14 protein-coding genes are annotated in these 13,164 nt (G+C 68.1%); 9 read left to right on the top strand and 5 right to left on the bottom strand.

Translation table 11 applies throughout. The features are described from left to right. Positions 1–33 precede the first annotated feature (33 nt). Entirely contained in the window at positions 34–1,806 is a 1,773-nt protein-coding gene (gene ptsP, locus WJ12_RS14385) for a phosphoenolpyruvate--protein phosphotransferase (protein ID WP_034189297.1), read from the top strand. Positions 1,807–1,872: 66 nt separating this feature from the next. Here the strand turns inward: ptsP and WJ12_RS14380 are convergent, their stop codons facing one another. From WJ12_RS14380 to gpmA, 3 genes are all read right to left on the bottom strand, one after another. After that, positions 1,873–2,625 (bottom strand): HesA/MoeB/ThiF family protein, encoded by a 753-nt coding sequence (locus WJ12_RS14380; RefSeq protein ID WP_034189220.1) that lies wholly within the window; start codon positions 2,623–2,625, stop codon positions 1,873–1,875. 106 nt (positions 2,626–2,731) lie between these two features. Next, positions 2,732–4,279 (bottom strand): S41 family peptidase, encoded by a 1,548-nt coding sequence (locus WJ12_RS14375; RefSeq protein WP_034189221.1) that lies wholly within the window; start codon positions 4,277–4,279, stop codon positions 2,732–2,734. A gap of 246 nt (positions 4,280–4,525) precedes the next feature. Continuing rightward, positions 4,526–5,272 (bottom strand): 2,3-diphosphoglycerate-dependent phosphoglycerate mutase, encoded by a 747-nt coding sequence (gene gpmA / locus WJ12_RS14370; protein WP_034189222.1) that lies wholly within the window; start codon positions 5,270–5,272, stop codon positions 4,526–4,528. A gap of 136 nt (positions 5,273–5,408) precedes the next feature. Between gpmA and WJ12_RS14365 the strand changes: the two genes are divergently transcribed. The 5 genes from WJ12_RS14365 to WJ12_RS14345 all read left to right on the top strand — a co-directional run bounded on the left by WJ12_RS14365 (position 5,409) and on the right by WJ12_RS14345 (position 8,319). After that, entirely contained in the window at positions 5,409–5,831 is a 423-nt protein-coding gene (locus WJ12_RS14365; protein WP_034189223.1) for a rhodanese-like domain-containing protein, read from the top strand. Next, entirely contained in the window at positions 5,828–6,088 is a 261-nt protein-coding gene (gene grxC, locus WJ12_RS14360; RefSeq protein ID WP_006477722.1) for a glutaredoxin 3, read from the top strand. The genes WJ12_RS14365 and grxC overlap by 4 nt, the downstream gene beginning before the upstream one ends. Before the next feature lie 107 nt (positions 6,089–6,195). Beyond that, entirely contained in the window at positions 6,196–6,678 is a 483-nt protein-coding gene (secB, locus tag WJ12_RS14355; RefSeq protein WP_011353285.1) for a protein-export chaperone SecB, read from the top strand. 25 nt (positions 6,679–6,703) lie between these two features. Then, on the top strand, positions 6,704–7,702 hold the full coding sequence (locus tag WJ12_RS14350) for an NAD(P)H-dependent glycerol-3-phosphate dehydrogenase (protein WP_059558774.1): 999 nt from the start codon (positions 6,704–6,706) through the stop codon (positions 7,700–7,702). 92 nt (positions 7,703–7,794) lie between these two features. Continuing rightward, complete coding sequence (locus tag WJ12_RS14345; protein ID WP_034189225.1) at positions 7,795–8,319, top strand: O-acetyl-ADP-ribose deacetylase; 525 nt, start codon at positions 7,795–7,797, stop codon at positions 8,317–8,319. Positions 8,320–8,353: 34 nt separating this feature from the next. On the opposite strand, the gene trmL is transcribed toward WJ12_RS14345, so the two are convergent. Both trmL and WJ12_RS14335 read right to left on the bottom strand, forming a co-directional pair. Next, a complete protein-coding gene (gene trmL, locus WJ12_RS14340) occupies positions 8,354–8,824 on the bottom strand; it encodes a tRNA (uridine(34)/cytosine(34)/5-carboxymethylaminomethyluridine(34)-2'-O)-methyltransferase TrmL (protein WP_034189226.1) in 471 nt (156 codons plus the stop codon). A gap of 105 nt (positions 8,825–8,929) precedes the next feature. Then, complete coding sequence (locus WJ12_RS14335) at positions 8,930–9,727, bottom strand: ComF family protein (protein WP_059558771.1); 798 nt, start codon at positions 9,725–9,727, stop codon at positions 8,930–8,932. Between the two features lie 81 nt (positions 9,728–9,808). Here WJ12_RS14335 and WJ12_RS14330 point away from each other — a divergent pair, with 81 nt between their 5' ends. The 3 genes from WJ12_RS14330 to coxB all read left to right on the top strand — a co-directional run bounded on the left by WJ12_RS14330 (position 9,809) and on the right by coxB (position 13,140). Then, the gene (locus WJ12_RS14330; RefSeq protein ID WP_034189228.1) at positions 9,809–10,774 is read left to right on the top strand and encodes a methyltransferase domain-containing protein; all 966 of its coding nucleotides are present in this window, start codon (positions 9,809–9,811) and stop codon (positions 10,772–10,774) included. A 195-nt stretch (positions 10,775–10,969) separates the two neighbouring features. Then, positions 10,970–11,494, top strand: a complete 525-nt coding sequence (locus tag WJ12_RS14325) for a DUF2244 domain-containing protein (protein ID WP_049030539.1) — start codon at positions 10,970–10,972, stop codon at positions 11,492–11,494. Between the two features lie 56 nt (positions 11,495–11,550). Beyond that, the gene (gene coxB / locus WJ12_RS14320) at positions 11,551–13,140 is read left to right on the top strand and encodes a cytochrome c oxidase subunit II (protein WP_059558770.1); all 1,590 of its coding nucleotides are present in this window, start codon (positions 11,551–11,553) and stop codon (positions 13,138–13,140) included. Positions 13,141–13,164 lie beyond the last annotated feature (24 nt).

The following is a 13,164-nucleotide window of genomic DNA, read 5'->3' as shown; positions in this document are numbered from 1 at the left end:
TGCCGCGGCTTTACTTGTACAGAGGAGGTGCGCGTGTCCTTCACGCTGCATGGCATTCCCGTCTCACGTGGTATCGCGATCGGGCGAGCGTATCTGATCGCGCCGGCGGCGCTCGACGTCGCCCATTACCTGGTCGAGGCACCCCAGATCGACGCCGAGGTCGAGCGATTCCGCACGGCGCTCGACGTCGTGCATCACGAACTCGAGGCGCTGCGCGCCGACCTGACCGACGACACCCCGAGCGAAGTCGGCGCATTCATCGACGTCCACACGATGATCCTGAGCGACGAGATGCTCGTGCAGGAAACCATCGACCTGATCCGCACGCGCCGCTACAACGTCGAATGGGCACTGACCGAGCAGCTCGAGCTGCTCACGCGCCACTTCGACGACATCGAGGACGAATACCTGCGCGAGCGCAAGGCCGACATCGAGCAGGTGGTCGAGCGCGTGCTGAAGGCCTTGGCCGGTGCGCCGTCCGCGTCGCAGGCGCTCGACCGCGCGGCCAAGAACGGCACGAACGAGATGATCGTCGTCGCGCACGACATCGCGCCGGCCGACATGATGCAGTTCAAGACGCAGTCGTTCCAGGCGTTCGTCACCGATCTCGGCGGGCGCACGTCGCACACGGCGATCGTCGCGCGCAGTCTCGGCATTCCGGCCGCGGTCGGCGTGCAGCACGCGAGCGCGCTGATCCGCCAGGACGACCTGATCATCGTCGACGGCGACCAGGGCATCGTGATCGTCGATCCCGCGCCGATCGTCCTCGAGGAATATTCGTACCGCCAGTCCGAGAAGCAGCTGGAGCAGCGCAAGCTGCAGCGGCTGAAGTTCTCGCCGACGCAAACGTTGTGCGGCACCAAGATCGAGCTGTACGCGAACATCGAGCTGCCCGACGACGCGAAGGCGGCCGTCGAGGCCGGTGCGGTCGGCGTCGGCCTGTTCCGCTCCGAGTTCCTGTTCATGCATCAGAAGGAGATGCCGGAAGAGGAGGAGCAGTTCGCCGCGTACAAGCGCGCCGTCGAGTGGATGAAGGGCATGCCGGTGACGATCCGCACGATCGACGTCGGCGCGGACAAGCCGCTCGAGGCGCTCGACGAAGGCTACGAAACCGCGCCGAACCCGGCGCTCGGCCTGCGCGCGATCCGCTGGAGCCTGTCCGAGCCGCAGATGTTCCTCACGCAGCTGCGGGCGATCCTGCGCGCGTCCGCGTTCGGCCAGGTGAAGATCCTGATCCCGATGCTCGCGCACGCGCAGGAAATCGACCAGACGCTCGACCTGATCCGCGAGGCGAAGCGCCAGCTCGACGATGCGGGGCTCGCGTACGACCGGAACGTGCGCATCGGCGCGATGATCGAGATTCCGGCCGCGGCGATCGCGCTGCCGCTGTTCCTGAAGCGGTTCGATTTCCTGTCGATCGGCACGAACGACCTGATCCAGTACACGCTCGCGATCGACCGCGCCGACAACGCGGTCGCGCACCTGTACGACCCGCTGCATCCGGCCGTGCTGCACCTGATCGCCTATACGCTGCGCGAAGCGAAGCGCGCGGGCGTGTCGGTGTCGGTGTGCGGGGAGATGGCGGGCGATCCGGCGCTCACGCGCCTGTTGCTCGGGATGGGGCTCACCGAGTTCTCGATGCACCCGAGCCAGCTGCTCGTCGTGAAGCAGGAGATCCTGCGCGCGCATCTGAAGGCGCTCGAGAAGCCGACGGCCGACGTGCTCGCGGCGTTCGAGCCGGAAGAGGTGCAGGCGGCGTTGCAGCGGTTGTCGGTCGCCGAGCCGCGGGCGGATGCGGCCGCCTAGGCGGCCAGGTCGCCGCTCGCTGTCGCCGTGTCGCGCAGGCGCCGCTCGGCGCCTGCCCGTCGCGCGTCAGTGCCGGCCCCCGCACACGGGGCAGTCGGCCTGGCGCGCGATTTTCATCGTCGTCCACTCCATTCGCAGCGAATCGAGCATCATCAGCCGCCCGTTGAGCGTCTTGCCGATGCCGCCGATCACGCGCAGCGCTTCGGCCGCCTGCATCGCGCCGATGATCCCGACCGTCGGTGCGAACACGCCCATCGTCGCGCACGCGACTTCCTCGAACGGCTGGTCTTCCGGGAACACGCACGCATAGCAGGGCGCGGCCGGATCGCGGAAGTCGAACGTGCTGATCTGGCCGTCGAAACGCAGTGCGGCGCCCGACACGAGCGGCACGCCGTGCGCGACGCACGCGCGGTTGATCGCGTGGCGCGTCGCGAAGTTGTCGGTGCAGTCGAGCACGACGGTCGCCCGCGGGACGTGCGTGTCGAGCCACGCATCGTCGACGCGTGCCGCGACCGCGTTCACCTTCACCTCGGGGTTCAGCTGCGCGAGTGCGTCGCGCCCCGATTCGACCTTGCTGCGGCCGACCGATGCCGTCACGTGCAGGATCTGCCGCTGCAGGTTCGTGAGGTCGACCGTATCGGCGTCGACGAGCGTGATCGTGCCGACACCCGATGCCGCGAGGTACATCGCGGCGGGCGAGCCGAGGCCGCCCGCGCCGACGACGATCGCATGCGCGTCGAGAAAGCGCTGCTGCGCGTCGATGCCGATTTCGTCGACGAGGATGTGTCGGGAGTAGCGCAGGAGTTGATCGTCGTTCATGGGGAGTCGTGGGGCGAGGCGGGCGGACGTTTCGTTATTTTAGGCGCGCATGAAAAACGGGCCATCGCGGTCTTCCCGCGATGGCCCGTCGGATGCCGGCCGGCGCTTACTTCGGCGCCGACGCGGGCTTCGGTGCGGACGCCGGCTTTGCGCTGGCGCCCGATGCCTTCGATACGGCGGCAGCCTTGCCGGTCGGGCTCTTCGTGCTCTCGGCGAGCAGCGACTTCGATTCCTGGACCGGCTTGCCCTCGAGCTTGTTGAGCGCCTGCTGCATCATGAAGTCGTCGGCGCTGCCGAACTCGATCGGCTTGCGATCGCGATCCTTCTGGCGTTGCTCCGGCGTCTTCTTGTCGTTCTGCTCTTCGAGGATGCGCAGCTGATCCATCCGGCGCTGCTCGCGCTCTTCCTGTTCCTTCTTCTCGTTCGGGTCCTGCGTGTTCGCGAGGTGGTTCGTGTAGTCGACCTCGCGCGTCACGAGCACGTCGTCGGGATCGCCGTCCGCGTACTGATCGACCGGCACGTCCGGCGTGATGCCCTTGTTCTGGATCGAACGGCCGCTCGGCGTGTAGTAGTACGCGGTGGTCAGGCGCAGCGCCGTGTCGGCCGTCATCGGGCGGACCGTCTGCACCGAACCCTTGCCGAACGTCGTCTTGCCCATGATCTGCGCGCGCTTCGAATCCTGCAGCGCACCCGCGACGATTTCCGACGCGGATGCCGAATAGGCGTTCGTCAGCACGATCATCGGCACGGTCTTGAAGACCGGCGGCAGGTTCTTCAGCGGATCGCCGTCGAAGGACGGCAGGCGATAGTTGTCGTACGTATCGCGGTAGACCTGCTTCGAATCGGGGATCTGGCCGTTGGTCGACACGACGACCGAGTCGGGCGGCAGGAACGCGCCGGCCACGCCGACCGCGCTCTGCAGCAGGCCGCCGCCGTTGTTGCGCAGGTCGAGGATGAGGCCCTTCAGGTTCGGCTGCTGGCGCGCGATGTCCTGCAGCTTCTGCGCGAGGTCGGGCGTCGTGCGCTCCTGGAAGCTCGTGATGCGGACATACGCGTAGCCCGGATCGAGGATCTTCATCTTCACGCTCTGGACCTTGATGATCGCGCGCGTGACCGTGACCGGGAACGTGCGGTCGTCGCTCTTGCGGAAGATCGTCAGCGTGACCTTGGTGCCCGGCTCGCCGCGCATCTGCTTGACGGCCTTGTCGAGCGTCATGCCGCGCACCGGCTTGTCGTTGATGCGCGTGATCAGGTCGCCCGGACGGATGCCGGCGCGGAACGCGGGCGTATCCTCGATCGGCGAGATCACCTTGACGAGGCCGTCTTCCTGCGAGATCTCGATGCCGAGACCCGCGAAGCGGCCCTTCGTCTGCTCCTGCAGCTCGTCATAGTCGGTCTTGTCGAGGAACGACGAGTGCGGGTCGAGGCTCGACACCATGCCCTTGATCGCCGCCGTCAGCAGCTTCTTGTCGTCGACCGGTTCGACGTACTCGCGCTTGATCTGGCCGAAGACTTCCGCGAACAGGCGGAGCTGGTCCAGGGGAAGCGGCGCCGTGGCGGTCTGCTCGGCCGATGCGGAAACCTGCAGCGTGGCGAACACGCCCGTGGCGAGGCCCGCGGCAATCAGGCCGATGTTCTTCAATTTCATTCGCATAGAGATCTGGTGCGGTCGGGAAGCGCGTGGCGGTAGCGGGGATGTAGCGGACAAGTATAACTGTTCGTCCGAAGACTCAGTGGAACGGCGCGAAAAGCGCCGCAAACGGCCCGGAGCCGGCCTGGCTGGGCCCCGCCGCGGGTTCGAAAGCGGATTCGACAGCAGCGGGGCCGAGAAGGTTCGCGCGGGGTGCGGGCCGCGGCCGGGCACCCCGCGCCGGACGCGGCCCGCCCGGCGCGACGGGCGTCAGCCCGCCTTGCCCTGCTTCGCGACGGCGGCCTGCGCCTGCGCGATCGCGTCCTGGTCGCCGAGGTAATAGTGCTGGATCGGCTTCAGGTTCTCGTCGAGTTCATACACGAGCGGCACGCCGTTCGGGATGTTCAGGCCGACGATGTCGCTGTCCGAGATGCCGTCGAGGTACTTGATCAGCGCGCGCAGCGAGTTGCCGTGCGCGGCGATCAGCACCTGCTTGCCGGCACGGACGGCCGGCGCGATCGATTCGTTCCACAGCGGCAGCACGCGCGCGACCGTGTCCTTCAGGCACTCGGTGAGCGGCAGCTGCTCGCGCGGCACCTTCGCGTAGCGCGGGTCGTTGAACGGCGCGCGCTCGTCGGTCGGCTCGAGCGCGGGCGGCGGCGTGTCGTAGCTGCGGCGCCACACGAGCACCTGCTCGTCGCCGAACTTCGCGGCGGTTTCCGCCTTGTTCAGGCCCGACAGCGCACCGTAGTGGCGCTCGTTCAGGCGCCACGAGTGGACGACCGGCAGGTACATCAGGTCCATCCGGTCCTGCACGTGCCACAGCGTGCGGATCGCGCGCTTGAGCACCGACGTGTACGCGATGTCGAACGTGTAGCCGGCCTCCTTGAGCAATTCGCCGGCCTGGTAGGCCTCGTTGCGACCCTGTTCGGTCAGGTCGACGTCGACCCAGCCGGTGAAGCGGTTTTCCTTGTTCCACGTCGATTCGCCGTGGCGGATGAGAACGAGTTTGTACATGGATCTTGCGGTCGGTAGTGATAGGGAAGCGGGGCGCGTCGCACGGGACCCGACCGGGGCCCGCCATCGCGCAAGACGGTTATTTTATAATGGCGGGATTGTCCTCATCCGATTTCTCTTTTTCCGGCGGAATTCCGTGACGTTCTTTACCGATTACACGAACCTGGCCCTCATCGCGATCCTGGTGGTCTCCGGCGGCCTGCTGGCCTGGCCCGCACTGCGCCGCGGCCGTGGCGGCCTGTCGGCCGCGGAGGCGACGCAACTCATCAACCGTCGCAACGCGGTCGTGATCGACCTGCGCGCCGCGTCCGATTTCGCCGCCGGCCACCTGCCGTCGGCGCGCCAGGTCGCCGCGGGCGAGATCGGCGCGAAAATTGCGCAAGTCGCGAAGAACAAGAGCACGCCGGTGCTGCTCGTCTGCCAGAACGGCCAGCAGTCGCAGAAGGCGGCGCGCGAGGTCGAGGCGGCCGGTTACGCCGAGGTGCACGTGCTCGAGGGCGGCGTGGCCGCCTGGCAGCAGGCCGGGATGCCGGTCGTCAAACAAGGAGTGGCGAAGTGAACAAGGTTTTGATGTACAGCACGCAGGTGTGTCCGTATTGCATGCAGGCCGAGCGCCTGCTGAAGCTGCGCGGGGTCGAGCAGATCGAGAAGGTGCTGATCGATCGCGATCCGGCCCGCCGCGAGGAAATGATGACGCGCACGGGGCGCCGCACGGTGCCGCAGATCTATATCGGCGACACGCACGTCGGCGGTTACGACGATCTGTCGAAGCTCGACCGCGAAGGCGGGCTCGTGCCGCTTCTGCAAGCGGCCTGATTAGGGCAGAATGGCCGCCGGCCGCGCCGCGGCTTGGGCGCGCAGGATTCATCCGTGGCGGCCGGCGAGAAGCCGGGCCGCCCCGTCACCACTTTTAGGGAAACACCATGTCCGACGTCGAAAACCAACCGTTCTTCAACATCCAGCGCGTCTACCTGAAGGATATGTCGCTCGAGCAGCCGAATTCGCCGGCGATCTTCCTCGAGCAGGACATGCCGTCGGTTGAAGTCGAAGTCGACGTGAAGGCCGACCGTCTCGCGGAAAGCGTGTTCGAAGTCGTCGTGTCGGGGACCGTCACGGCGAAGGTGAAGGACAAGGTCGCGTTCCTGATCGAAGCGAAGCAGGCCGGTATTTTCGACATCCGCAACATTCCGGACGAACAGCTCGACCCGCTCGTCGGCATCGCTTGCCCGACGATCCTGTTCCCGTACCTGCGTTCGAACATCGCCGACGCGATCACGCGCGCGGGCTTCCCGCCGATCCACCTGGCGGAAATCAACTTCCAGGCGCTGTACGAGCAGCGCCTCGCGCAGCTTCAGCAGCAGGCCGGCGCCGCGGCAGGCGCGCCGAACGGCACGACGCTGAACTGACGTTGAACGCAGACCGGTGCTGGGTATGAAAGTAGCCGTTCTCGGCGCCGGTGCCTGGGGCACCGCGCTCGCGGGCCATCTGGCCGCGCGGCACGATACGCTTCTGTGGGCGCGCGACGCCGCGCTCATCGCCGGGCTGCAGGCCCGGCACGAAAACGCCCGCTATCTGGACGGCATCGCGCTGCCCGACGCGTTGCGCTACGACGCCGATCTCGGCGCCGCGCTCGCGCACGGCGCCGCGGACGACGCGCTGTGCGTGATCGCCGCGCCCGTGGCCGGGCTGCGCACGCTGTGCCGCGCGATGCGCGACGCAGGCTGCGTGCCCGCGCATATCGTCTGGGTCTGCAAGGGCTTCGAGGCCGACACGCATCTGCTGCCGCACCAGGTGATCGCGGCCGAGCTGCCCGAGCAGCAGAGCAACGGCGTGCTGTCGGGCCCGAGCTTCGCGCGCGAGGTCGGCCAGTCGCTGCCCGTCGCGCTGACGGTGGCGAGCACGTCGTCCGCATGCCGCGAGCGCACGCTCGCCGCGTTCCATCACGGCGCCATGCGGATCTACACGGGCGACGACGTGGTCGGCGTCGAGGTCGGCGGCGCGGTGAAGAACGTGCTGGCGATCGCGACCGGCATCTCGGACGGCCTGGGCCTCGGGCTGAACGCGCGCGCCGCGCTGATCACGCGCGGCCTCGCCGAAATGTCGCGGCTCGGCGTCGCGCTCGGCGGCCGCGCGGAAACCTTCACGGGCCTCACGGGCCTCGGCGACCTGATCCTCACCGCGACGGGCGACCTGTCGCGCAACCGTACGGTCGGCCTGCAACTGGCGGCCGGCCGCACGCTGAACGACATCCTCGGCGCGCTCGGCCACGTGGCCGAAGGCGTGCGCTGCGCGCAGGCCGTGCTGGCGCTCGCGCGCGCGCAGTCGATCGAAATGCCGATTACCGAGGCCGTGTGCGGCGTGCTGTTCGACGGCATCGCACCGCGCGACGCGGTCAGCGGCCTGCTGCGGCGCGACGCGCGCGCGGAGTAGCGCGAACCGGCGCTTCCCGGTGCGGTTGCGCCGGGCGCGCGGCACCAAAGCGGACTACGCTTGAACCGTCTCCGGCGTTCCGGGAGGGTGTCATGCTGCAGATCGGTTCCACCACGCTCGACGCGCGGGTCGTCGACATCACGACGCTCGAGGTCGACGCGATCGTCAACGCGGCGAACGGCTCGCTGCTCGGCGGGGGCGGCGTCGACGGCGCCATCCATCGCGCGGCCGGCCCCGGCCTGCTCGCCGAGTGCCGCACGCTCGGCGGCTGCGACACGGGCGACGCAAAGCTCACGCGCGGCCACGGGCTGCCGGCGCGCTACGTGATCCATGCGGTCGGCCCCGTATGGCACGGCGGCGGGCGCGGCGAGGCCGACCTGCTCGCGTCGTGCTACCGGCGGGCGATCGAACTGGCCGAGGAGGTCGCCGCGACGTCGATCGCGTTTCCGGCAATCAGCTGCGGAATCTATCGTTATCCGGTCGAGGAGGCCGTCGGCATCGCGGTCGGCACCGTCGCCGAAATGCTGCCGCAGGCGCCGAACCTCGCACGCGTGGTGTTCGCGTGCTTTTCCCCCGACATCTACGACCTGTATCGCGTGCGGCTCACGCGGACCTGACGCATCGCGCGCCGCGGGTGGCGTGCCCGGTGGGTCAGGCGCCGCCTTCGAAGCCGGCCTGGCGCCACGCCTCGAACACGACCACCGCGACCGTGTTGGACAGGTTCAGGCTGCGGTTGTCCGGCCGCATCGGCAGGCGGACGCGCTGTTCGTCCGGAAAGCGCTCGAGCAGCTCGGCGGGCAGGCCGCGGGTCTCCGAGCCGAACACGAACCAGTCGCCCGGCAGGAACGCGTGATCGTGGAAGCGGCCCGAGCCGCGGGTCGTGAACGCGAACATCCGCGCGGGATCGGGTGCTTCGGATGCGACGAACGCATCCCAGTCGCGGTGCACGCGCATCTGCGCATACTCGTGATAGTCGAGGCCGGCGCGGCGCATCCGTGCGTCGTCGAGCGGGAAGCCGAGCGGCTCGATCAGGTGCAGGTGCGCGCCCGTATTGGCGCACAGGCGGATCACGTTGCCGGTGTTCGGCGGAATTTCGGGAGCGACGAGGACGACGTTGAACATGTTTCGGTTTGGCTGGGCCGGCCGGGGCCGCGCAACGTGCGCGTTCCCGGCCGGCCGGTTCGTGGCGGCCGCGGCCACGCAGGCGTGGCCGGCCTCTCTATCTAATTAATCCCTGGCGGTGCGCAGCGCAACCAGATTCGTCACGCGCGCGGCGCCCGCCGCCTTCAGCGCGTGCGCGGCGGCCGCGAGCGTCGCGCCGGACGTCATCACGTCGTCGACGAGCGCGATGTGGCGGCCGGCGACGTCACCGGCCACCACGAACGCCGCCATTACGTTGTCGCGCCGCGCCTGCCGGTCGAGCCGCGACTGCGGCGCGGTGTGGGCGACGCGCGCGAGCAGCGCCGCATCCGCGCGCACGCCGAGCCGGCGCGCGAGCGGACGTGCGATCGCCCACGCCTGGTTGTAGCCGCGCGCGACGAGCCGCCGGTGCGACAGCGGCACCGGCGCGACCCGGTCGAAACGGCCCGCGCCGCACGTATCGTCGACCAGCCGCGCGAGCCGCGCCGCGAATTCGGCGCCGAGTGCGAGCCGCGCGTGAAACTTCAGGCCGCGTGCCAGCCCGTCGAGCGGCGCGCGGTAATCCGCGAGCGCGAGCGTCGCGTCGAACGGCGGCGGGGCAGTGCGGCACGCATCGCATCGATACGCGGCCGGGTGGCCGGCACCGGTGCGGCGGCCGTCGCGCGAACGCGGCTGCCCGACACCCAGCGGCAGCGCGCAGGCGTCGCAGCGCAATCGCGCTTCATTCCAGTACGCGGCGTCGCAAGCGTCGCAGATCACGGCGTGTGACAAATTGCCGCACAGCGCGCAGCGATTCGGCAGCGCGACCGCGGCGACTTTCGCCGCCAGCATGCGAACCTGCGACAAAACGACGCGCATCGTGCGTCCGGCGGAACTGCAGGTCATCGCAACACTCCTGCCACCCCGTCTCAATGAAGCTTCCGGGGCGAGCGAGTATACTTCGGGCTCTTCGCCAGTGTGCCCGACATGTCCCCAGCTTCGACTCCAACCGGCCGTCCGGCCAATGACGCCAGGCGCCTGCGGCGGATCTTCGACCGCCGTGCCGCCACCTTCGACGCGGTCGCGTTCCTGCCGCGCGAGATCGCGCAGCGGATGAACGAGCGTCTCGAATACATCAAGGTGAGCCCCACGGCCGTGCTCGATGCCGGCTGCGGCCCGGGCGACGATCTGCCGGCGCTGCGCGCGCGCTTTCCGGAAGCGCCCGTGTTCGGCGTCGACCTGTCCGGCGCGATGCTCGCGCGGGCCGGTCAGCGCGAGGTCGAACAAACCAACTGGCGCCGCTGGCTGCCGGCGTCGCTCGGCCGCGCGCTGGGCCAGCGCGGGCCGCGCGTCGCGCAGGCCGATTTCGCCGCGCTGCCGTTCCCGGGCGGCGCGTTCGACCTGATCTGGTCGAATCTCGCTCTCCACTGGCATTCGCGTCCCGACGCGGTGCTGCCCGAATGGCAGCGCGTGCTGCGCGTGAACGGCCTGCTGATGTTCAGCACGCTCGGGCCCGACACGCTGCGCGAGCTGCGGGCGGCCTGCGCGGACGCCGAAGCGGCGCTGGGCATGGCGCCGCCCGCCGCGCGCGTGATCGATTTCGTCGACATGCACGACCTCGGCGACATGCTCGTCGAGAGCGGCTTCGAGATTCCCGTGATGGATCAGGAAGTGCTGACCGTCACCTACAAATCCCCCGATTCCCTGCTGGCCGACGTGCGCCGCTGGGGCGCCTATCCGTTCGAGCGCACGGCGCCGCGGCACGCGACGCGGCGCTTTCGCGCGGCGCTCGGCGATGCGCTGGCGGCGCGCCGGCGCGAGGACGGCACGATTCCGCTGACCTTCGAGGTGATCTACGGCCACGCATGGAAGGCCGTCCCGCGCACGACCGCCGAGGGGCACGGGATCGTGCGCATCGAGGATATCGGCAAGGGGCGTCCGAAGAATCGGTAAAGCGGTAAAGAGGGGTTTTGTTATGTCTGAAATTAGCGGCGCAAAGCGGGGTCGAATTGGCGCGAAAAATGGCCGAAAAGCTTGTCGCGCTTGGCTTGGCGGGCGATAGGCGCTTGCTTGTGGATGCCATTGAACCCGCCTATAATGCGTCAGCTTGTCGTCCCGGGGTCCCCGCAATACGGGGCGACGAGTCCGATGCAGGCATGCATCGCATGCCATTCGCGTGAGGCGGCGATGGAAGCAGCGAGGGTTTTGGCGGAGACGACGAACGGCGAGCCGGTCCTCGAAGACTGGCTGATCAAACGCAACTGTTCGGTGTCGCCACGCCAGTTCGTGCTGTTTTATGCGTCGCTCGCGGGCTTCTCGCTGGTGATCGCGTCGTTGCTGATGTGGAGAGGGGCCTGGCTCGTCATGCCCTTTACCGGAATCGAGTTGCTGGCAGTGGGTGTCGCATTTGCGATCCATGCTCGTCATGCGGTCGATTACGAGCGCATCAGGCTGTTTCCGCATCGGCTCGTGATCGAGCGGATGGATGCGGAGCGGCTCACGCAGATCGAATTCAACCCGCGCTGGGTGCGGGTCGAGCCGGGTGCGACGCCACGCGATCCGATTCGACTGGTATCGCGCGGGCAGACCGTCGTGATCGGGCAGCATCTCGCGCAGTACAAGCGTGCGCAGTTCGCCGACGAACTGCGCGTGTCGCTCAGGCGCTGCGGCTGACGAGGCGCGGGCACCGGCCGATACGGGCCGGCGGCTTGCGACGGGGGAGGGTTTGAATGGAAATTTTGGGTAAGGATGCTATGAAAACAATCAAGCGAGCCCTCACGGGCGTGCTGGCATGCAGCGGATTGCTCTTTGCCGGTGCCGCCCTGGCGGTCGGTGATAGCCCGGGCGGCCCCCGCGTCAACGAGATCAACTTTCAGCCGCCGGTCACGAAAATCGCCGAGGAGCTCTACGATCTCCACACGATGATGCTGATCCTGTGTACGGTGATCTTCGTCGGCGTGTTCGGCGTGATGTTCTATTCGATCTTCGCGCACCGCAAATCCAAAGGCCACAAGGCCGCCAATTTCCATGAAAGCACGACCGTCGAGATCATCTGGACGATCGTGCCGTTCGTCATCGTCGTGCTGATGGCGCTGCCGGCGACGAAGGCCGTCGTCGCGATGAAGGACACGACGAACGCCGATCTCACGATCAAGGTCACCGGCTACCAGTGGAAGTGGGGCTACGACTACGTGAAGGGCCCGGGCGAGGGCATCGGCTTCCTGTCGACGCTGACCACCCCGCGCGACGAAGTGATGGGCAAGAAGCCGATCACCGACACCTATCTGCAGGAAGTCGACAACCCGCTCGTCGTGCCGGTCAACAAGAAGATCCGCATCATCACGACCGCGAACGACGTCGTCCACTCGTGGTACGTGCCCGCGTTCGGCGTGAAGCAGGATGCGATCCCCGGCTTCGTGCGCGACACGTGGTTCAAGGCCGACAAGGTCGGCACGTTCCGCGGTTTCTGTACCGAGCTGTGCGGCAAGGAACACGCGTACATGCCGGTCGTCGTCGAAGTGCTGTCGGAAGACGACTACGCGAAGTGGGTCACGGCGCAGAAGGCCAAGCTGGCCAGCGCGTCGGTCGATCCGAACAAGGTCTACACGATGGCTGAACTCGTCGCGCACGGCGAGGAAGTCTACAAGGCGAACTGCGCGGCCTGCCACCAGGTGAGCGGCAAGGGCCTCGGCGCGTTCCCGGCGATGGACGGCAGCCCGATCGTGAACGGCCCGATCGCCGGCCACGTCGAGCGCGTGCTGCACGGCAAGGGCGCGATGCCGTCGTGGGCGTCGCTGTCGGACCTCGACATCGCGTCGGTCATCACGTACGAACGCAACTCGTGGGGCAACCACAAGAACGACCTGCTGCAGCCGAAGCAAGTGGCCGACGCGCGCAACGGCAAGATGCCGGAAGACGCGGCAGGCGCGGCAGCGGCACCGGCGGAAGCGGCATCGGCACCGGCGCAAGCCGCGTCGGGCGCCGCCGAGCAGCCGGCGGCATCGGCCGCGCTGTCGACGATCTACTTCGAAACGGGCAAGAGCGTGCTGCCGGCCGACGCGAAAGCGGCGATCGCCGCCGCGGCCGACTATGCGAAGGCACATCCGGACGCGAAGCTCGCGCTGTCGGGTTTCACCGACAAGACGGGCTCGGCCGACGCGAACGCCGAACTGGCGAAGCATCGTGCACAGGCCGTGCGCGACGCGCTGAAGGCAGCAGGCGTGGCGGAAGACCACATCATCATGAAAAAGCCGGAAACGATCACGGGCGGGGCTGACGCTAAGGAAGCCCGGCGTGTCGAGATCGGCCCGGCGGCTTGACGTGTCGCTGAGTTAGTCGACGTA

Origin of the sequence: Burkholderia seminalis (assembly GCF_001718535.1) — a bacterium.
GTDB lineage: Bacteria > Pseudomonadota > Gammaproteobacteria > Burkholderiales > Burkholderiaceae > Burkholderia > Burkholderia seminalis.
This window is presented reverse-complemented; position numbering and strand designations above follow the sequence as displayed.

Bases quoted from the DNA above. Each gene is read 5' to 3' on its own strand.
- WJ12_RS14380 (WP_034189220.1), bottom strand. From the start codon at position 2,625: ATGAACGACGATCAACTCCTGCGCTACTCCCGACACATCCTCGTCGAC.
- WJ12_RS14375 (WP_034189221.1), bottom strand. From the start codon at position 4,279: ATGCGAATGAAATTGAAGAACATCGGCCTGATTGCCGCGGGCCTCGCC.
- gpmA (WP_034189222.1), bottom strand. From the start codon at position 5,272: ATGTACAAACTCGTTCTCATCCGCCACGGCGAATCGACGTGGAACAAG.
- secB (WP_011353285.1), top strand. From the start codon at position 6,196: ATGTCCGACGTCGAAAACCAACCGTTCTTCAACATCCAGCGCGTCTAC.
- WJ12_RS14350 (WP_059558774.1), top strand. From the start codon at position 6,704: ATGAAAGTAGCCGTTCTCGGCGCCGGTGCCTGGGGCACCGCGCTCGCG.
- WJ12_RS14345 (WP_034189225.1), top strand. From the start codon at position 7,795: ATGCTGCAGATCGGTTCCACCACGCTCGACGCGCGGGTCGTCGACATC.
- trmL (WP_034189226.1), bottom strand. From the start codon at position 8,824: ATGTTCAACGTCGTCCTCGTCGCTCCCGAAATTCCGCCGAACACCGGC.
- WJ12_RS14335 (WP_059558771.1), bottom strand. From the start codon at position 9,727: ATGACCTGCAGTTCCGCCGGACGCACGATGCGCGTCGTTTTGTCGCAG.
- WJ12_RS14330 (WP_034189228.1), top strand. From the start codon at position 9,809: ATGTCCCCAGCTTCGACTCCAACCGGCCGTCCGGCCAATGACGCCAGG.
- WJ12_RS14325 (WP_049030539.1), top strand. From the start codon at position 10,970: ATGCAGGCATGCATCGCATGCCATTCGCGTGAGGCGGCGATGGAAGCA.
- coxB (WP_059558770.1), top strand. From the start codon at position 11,551: ATGGAAATTTTGGGTAAGGATGCTATGAAAACAATCAAGCGAGCCCTC.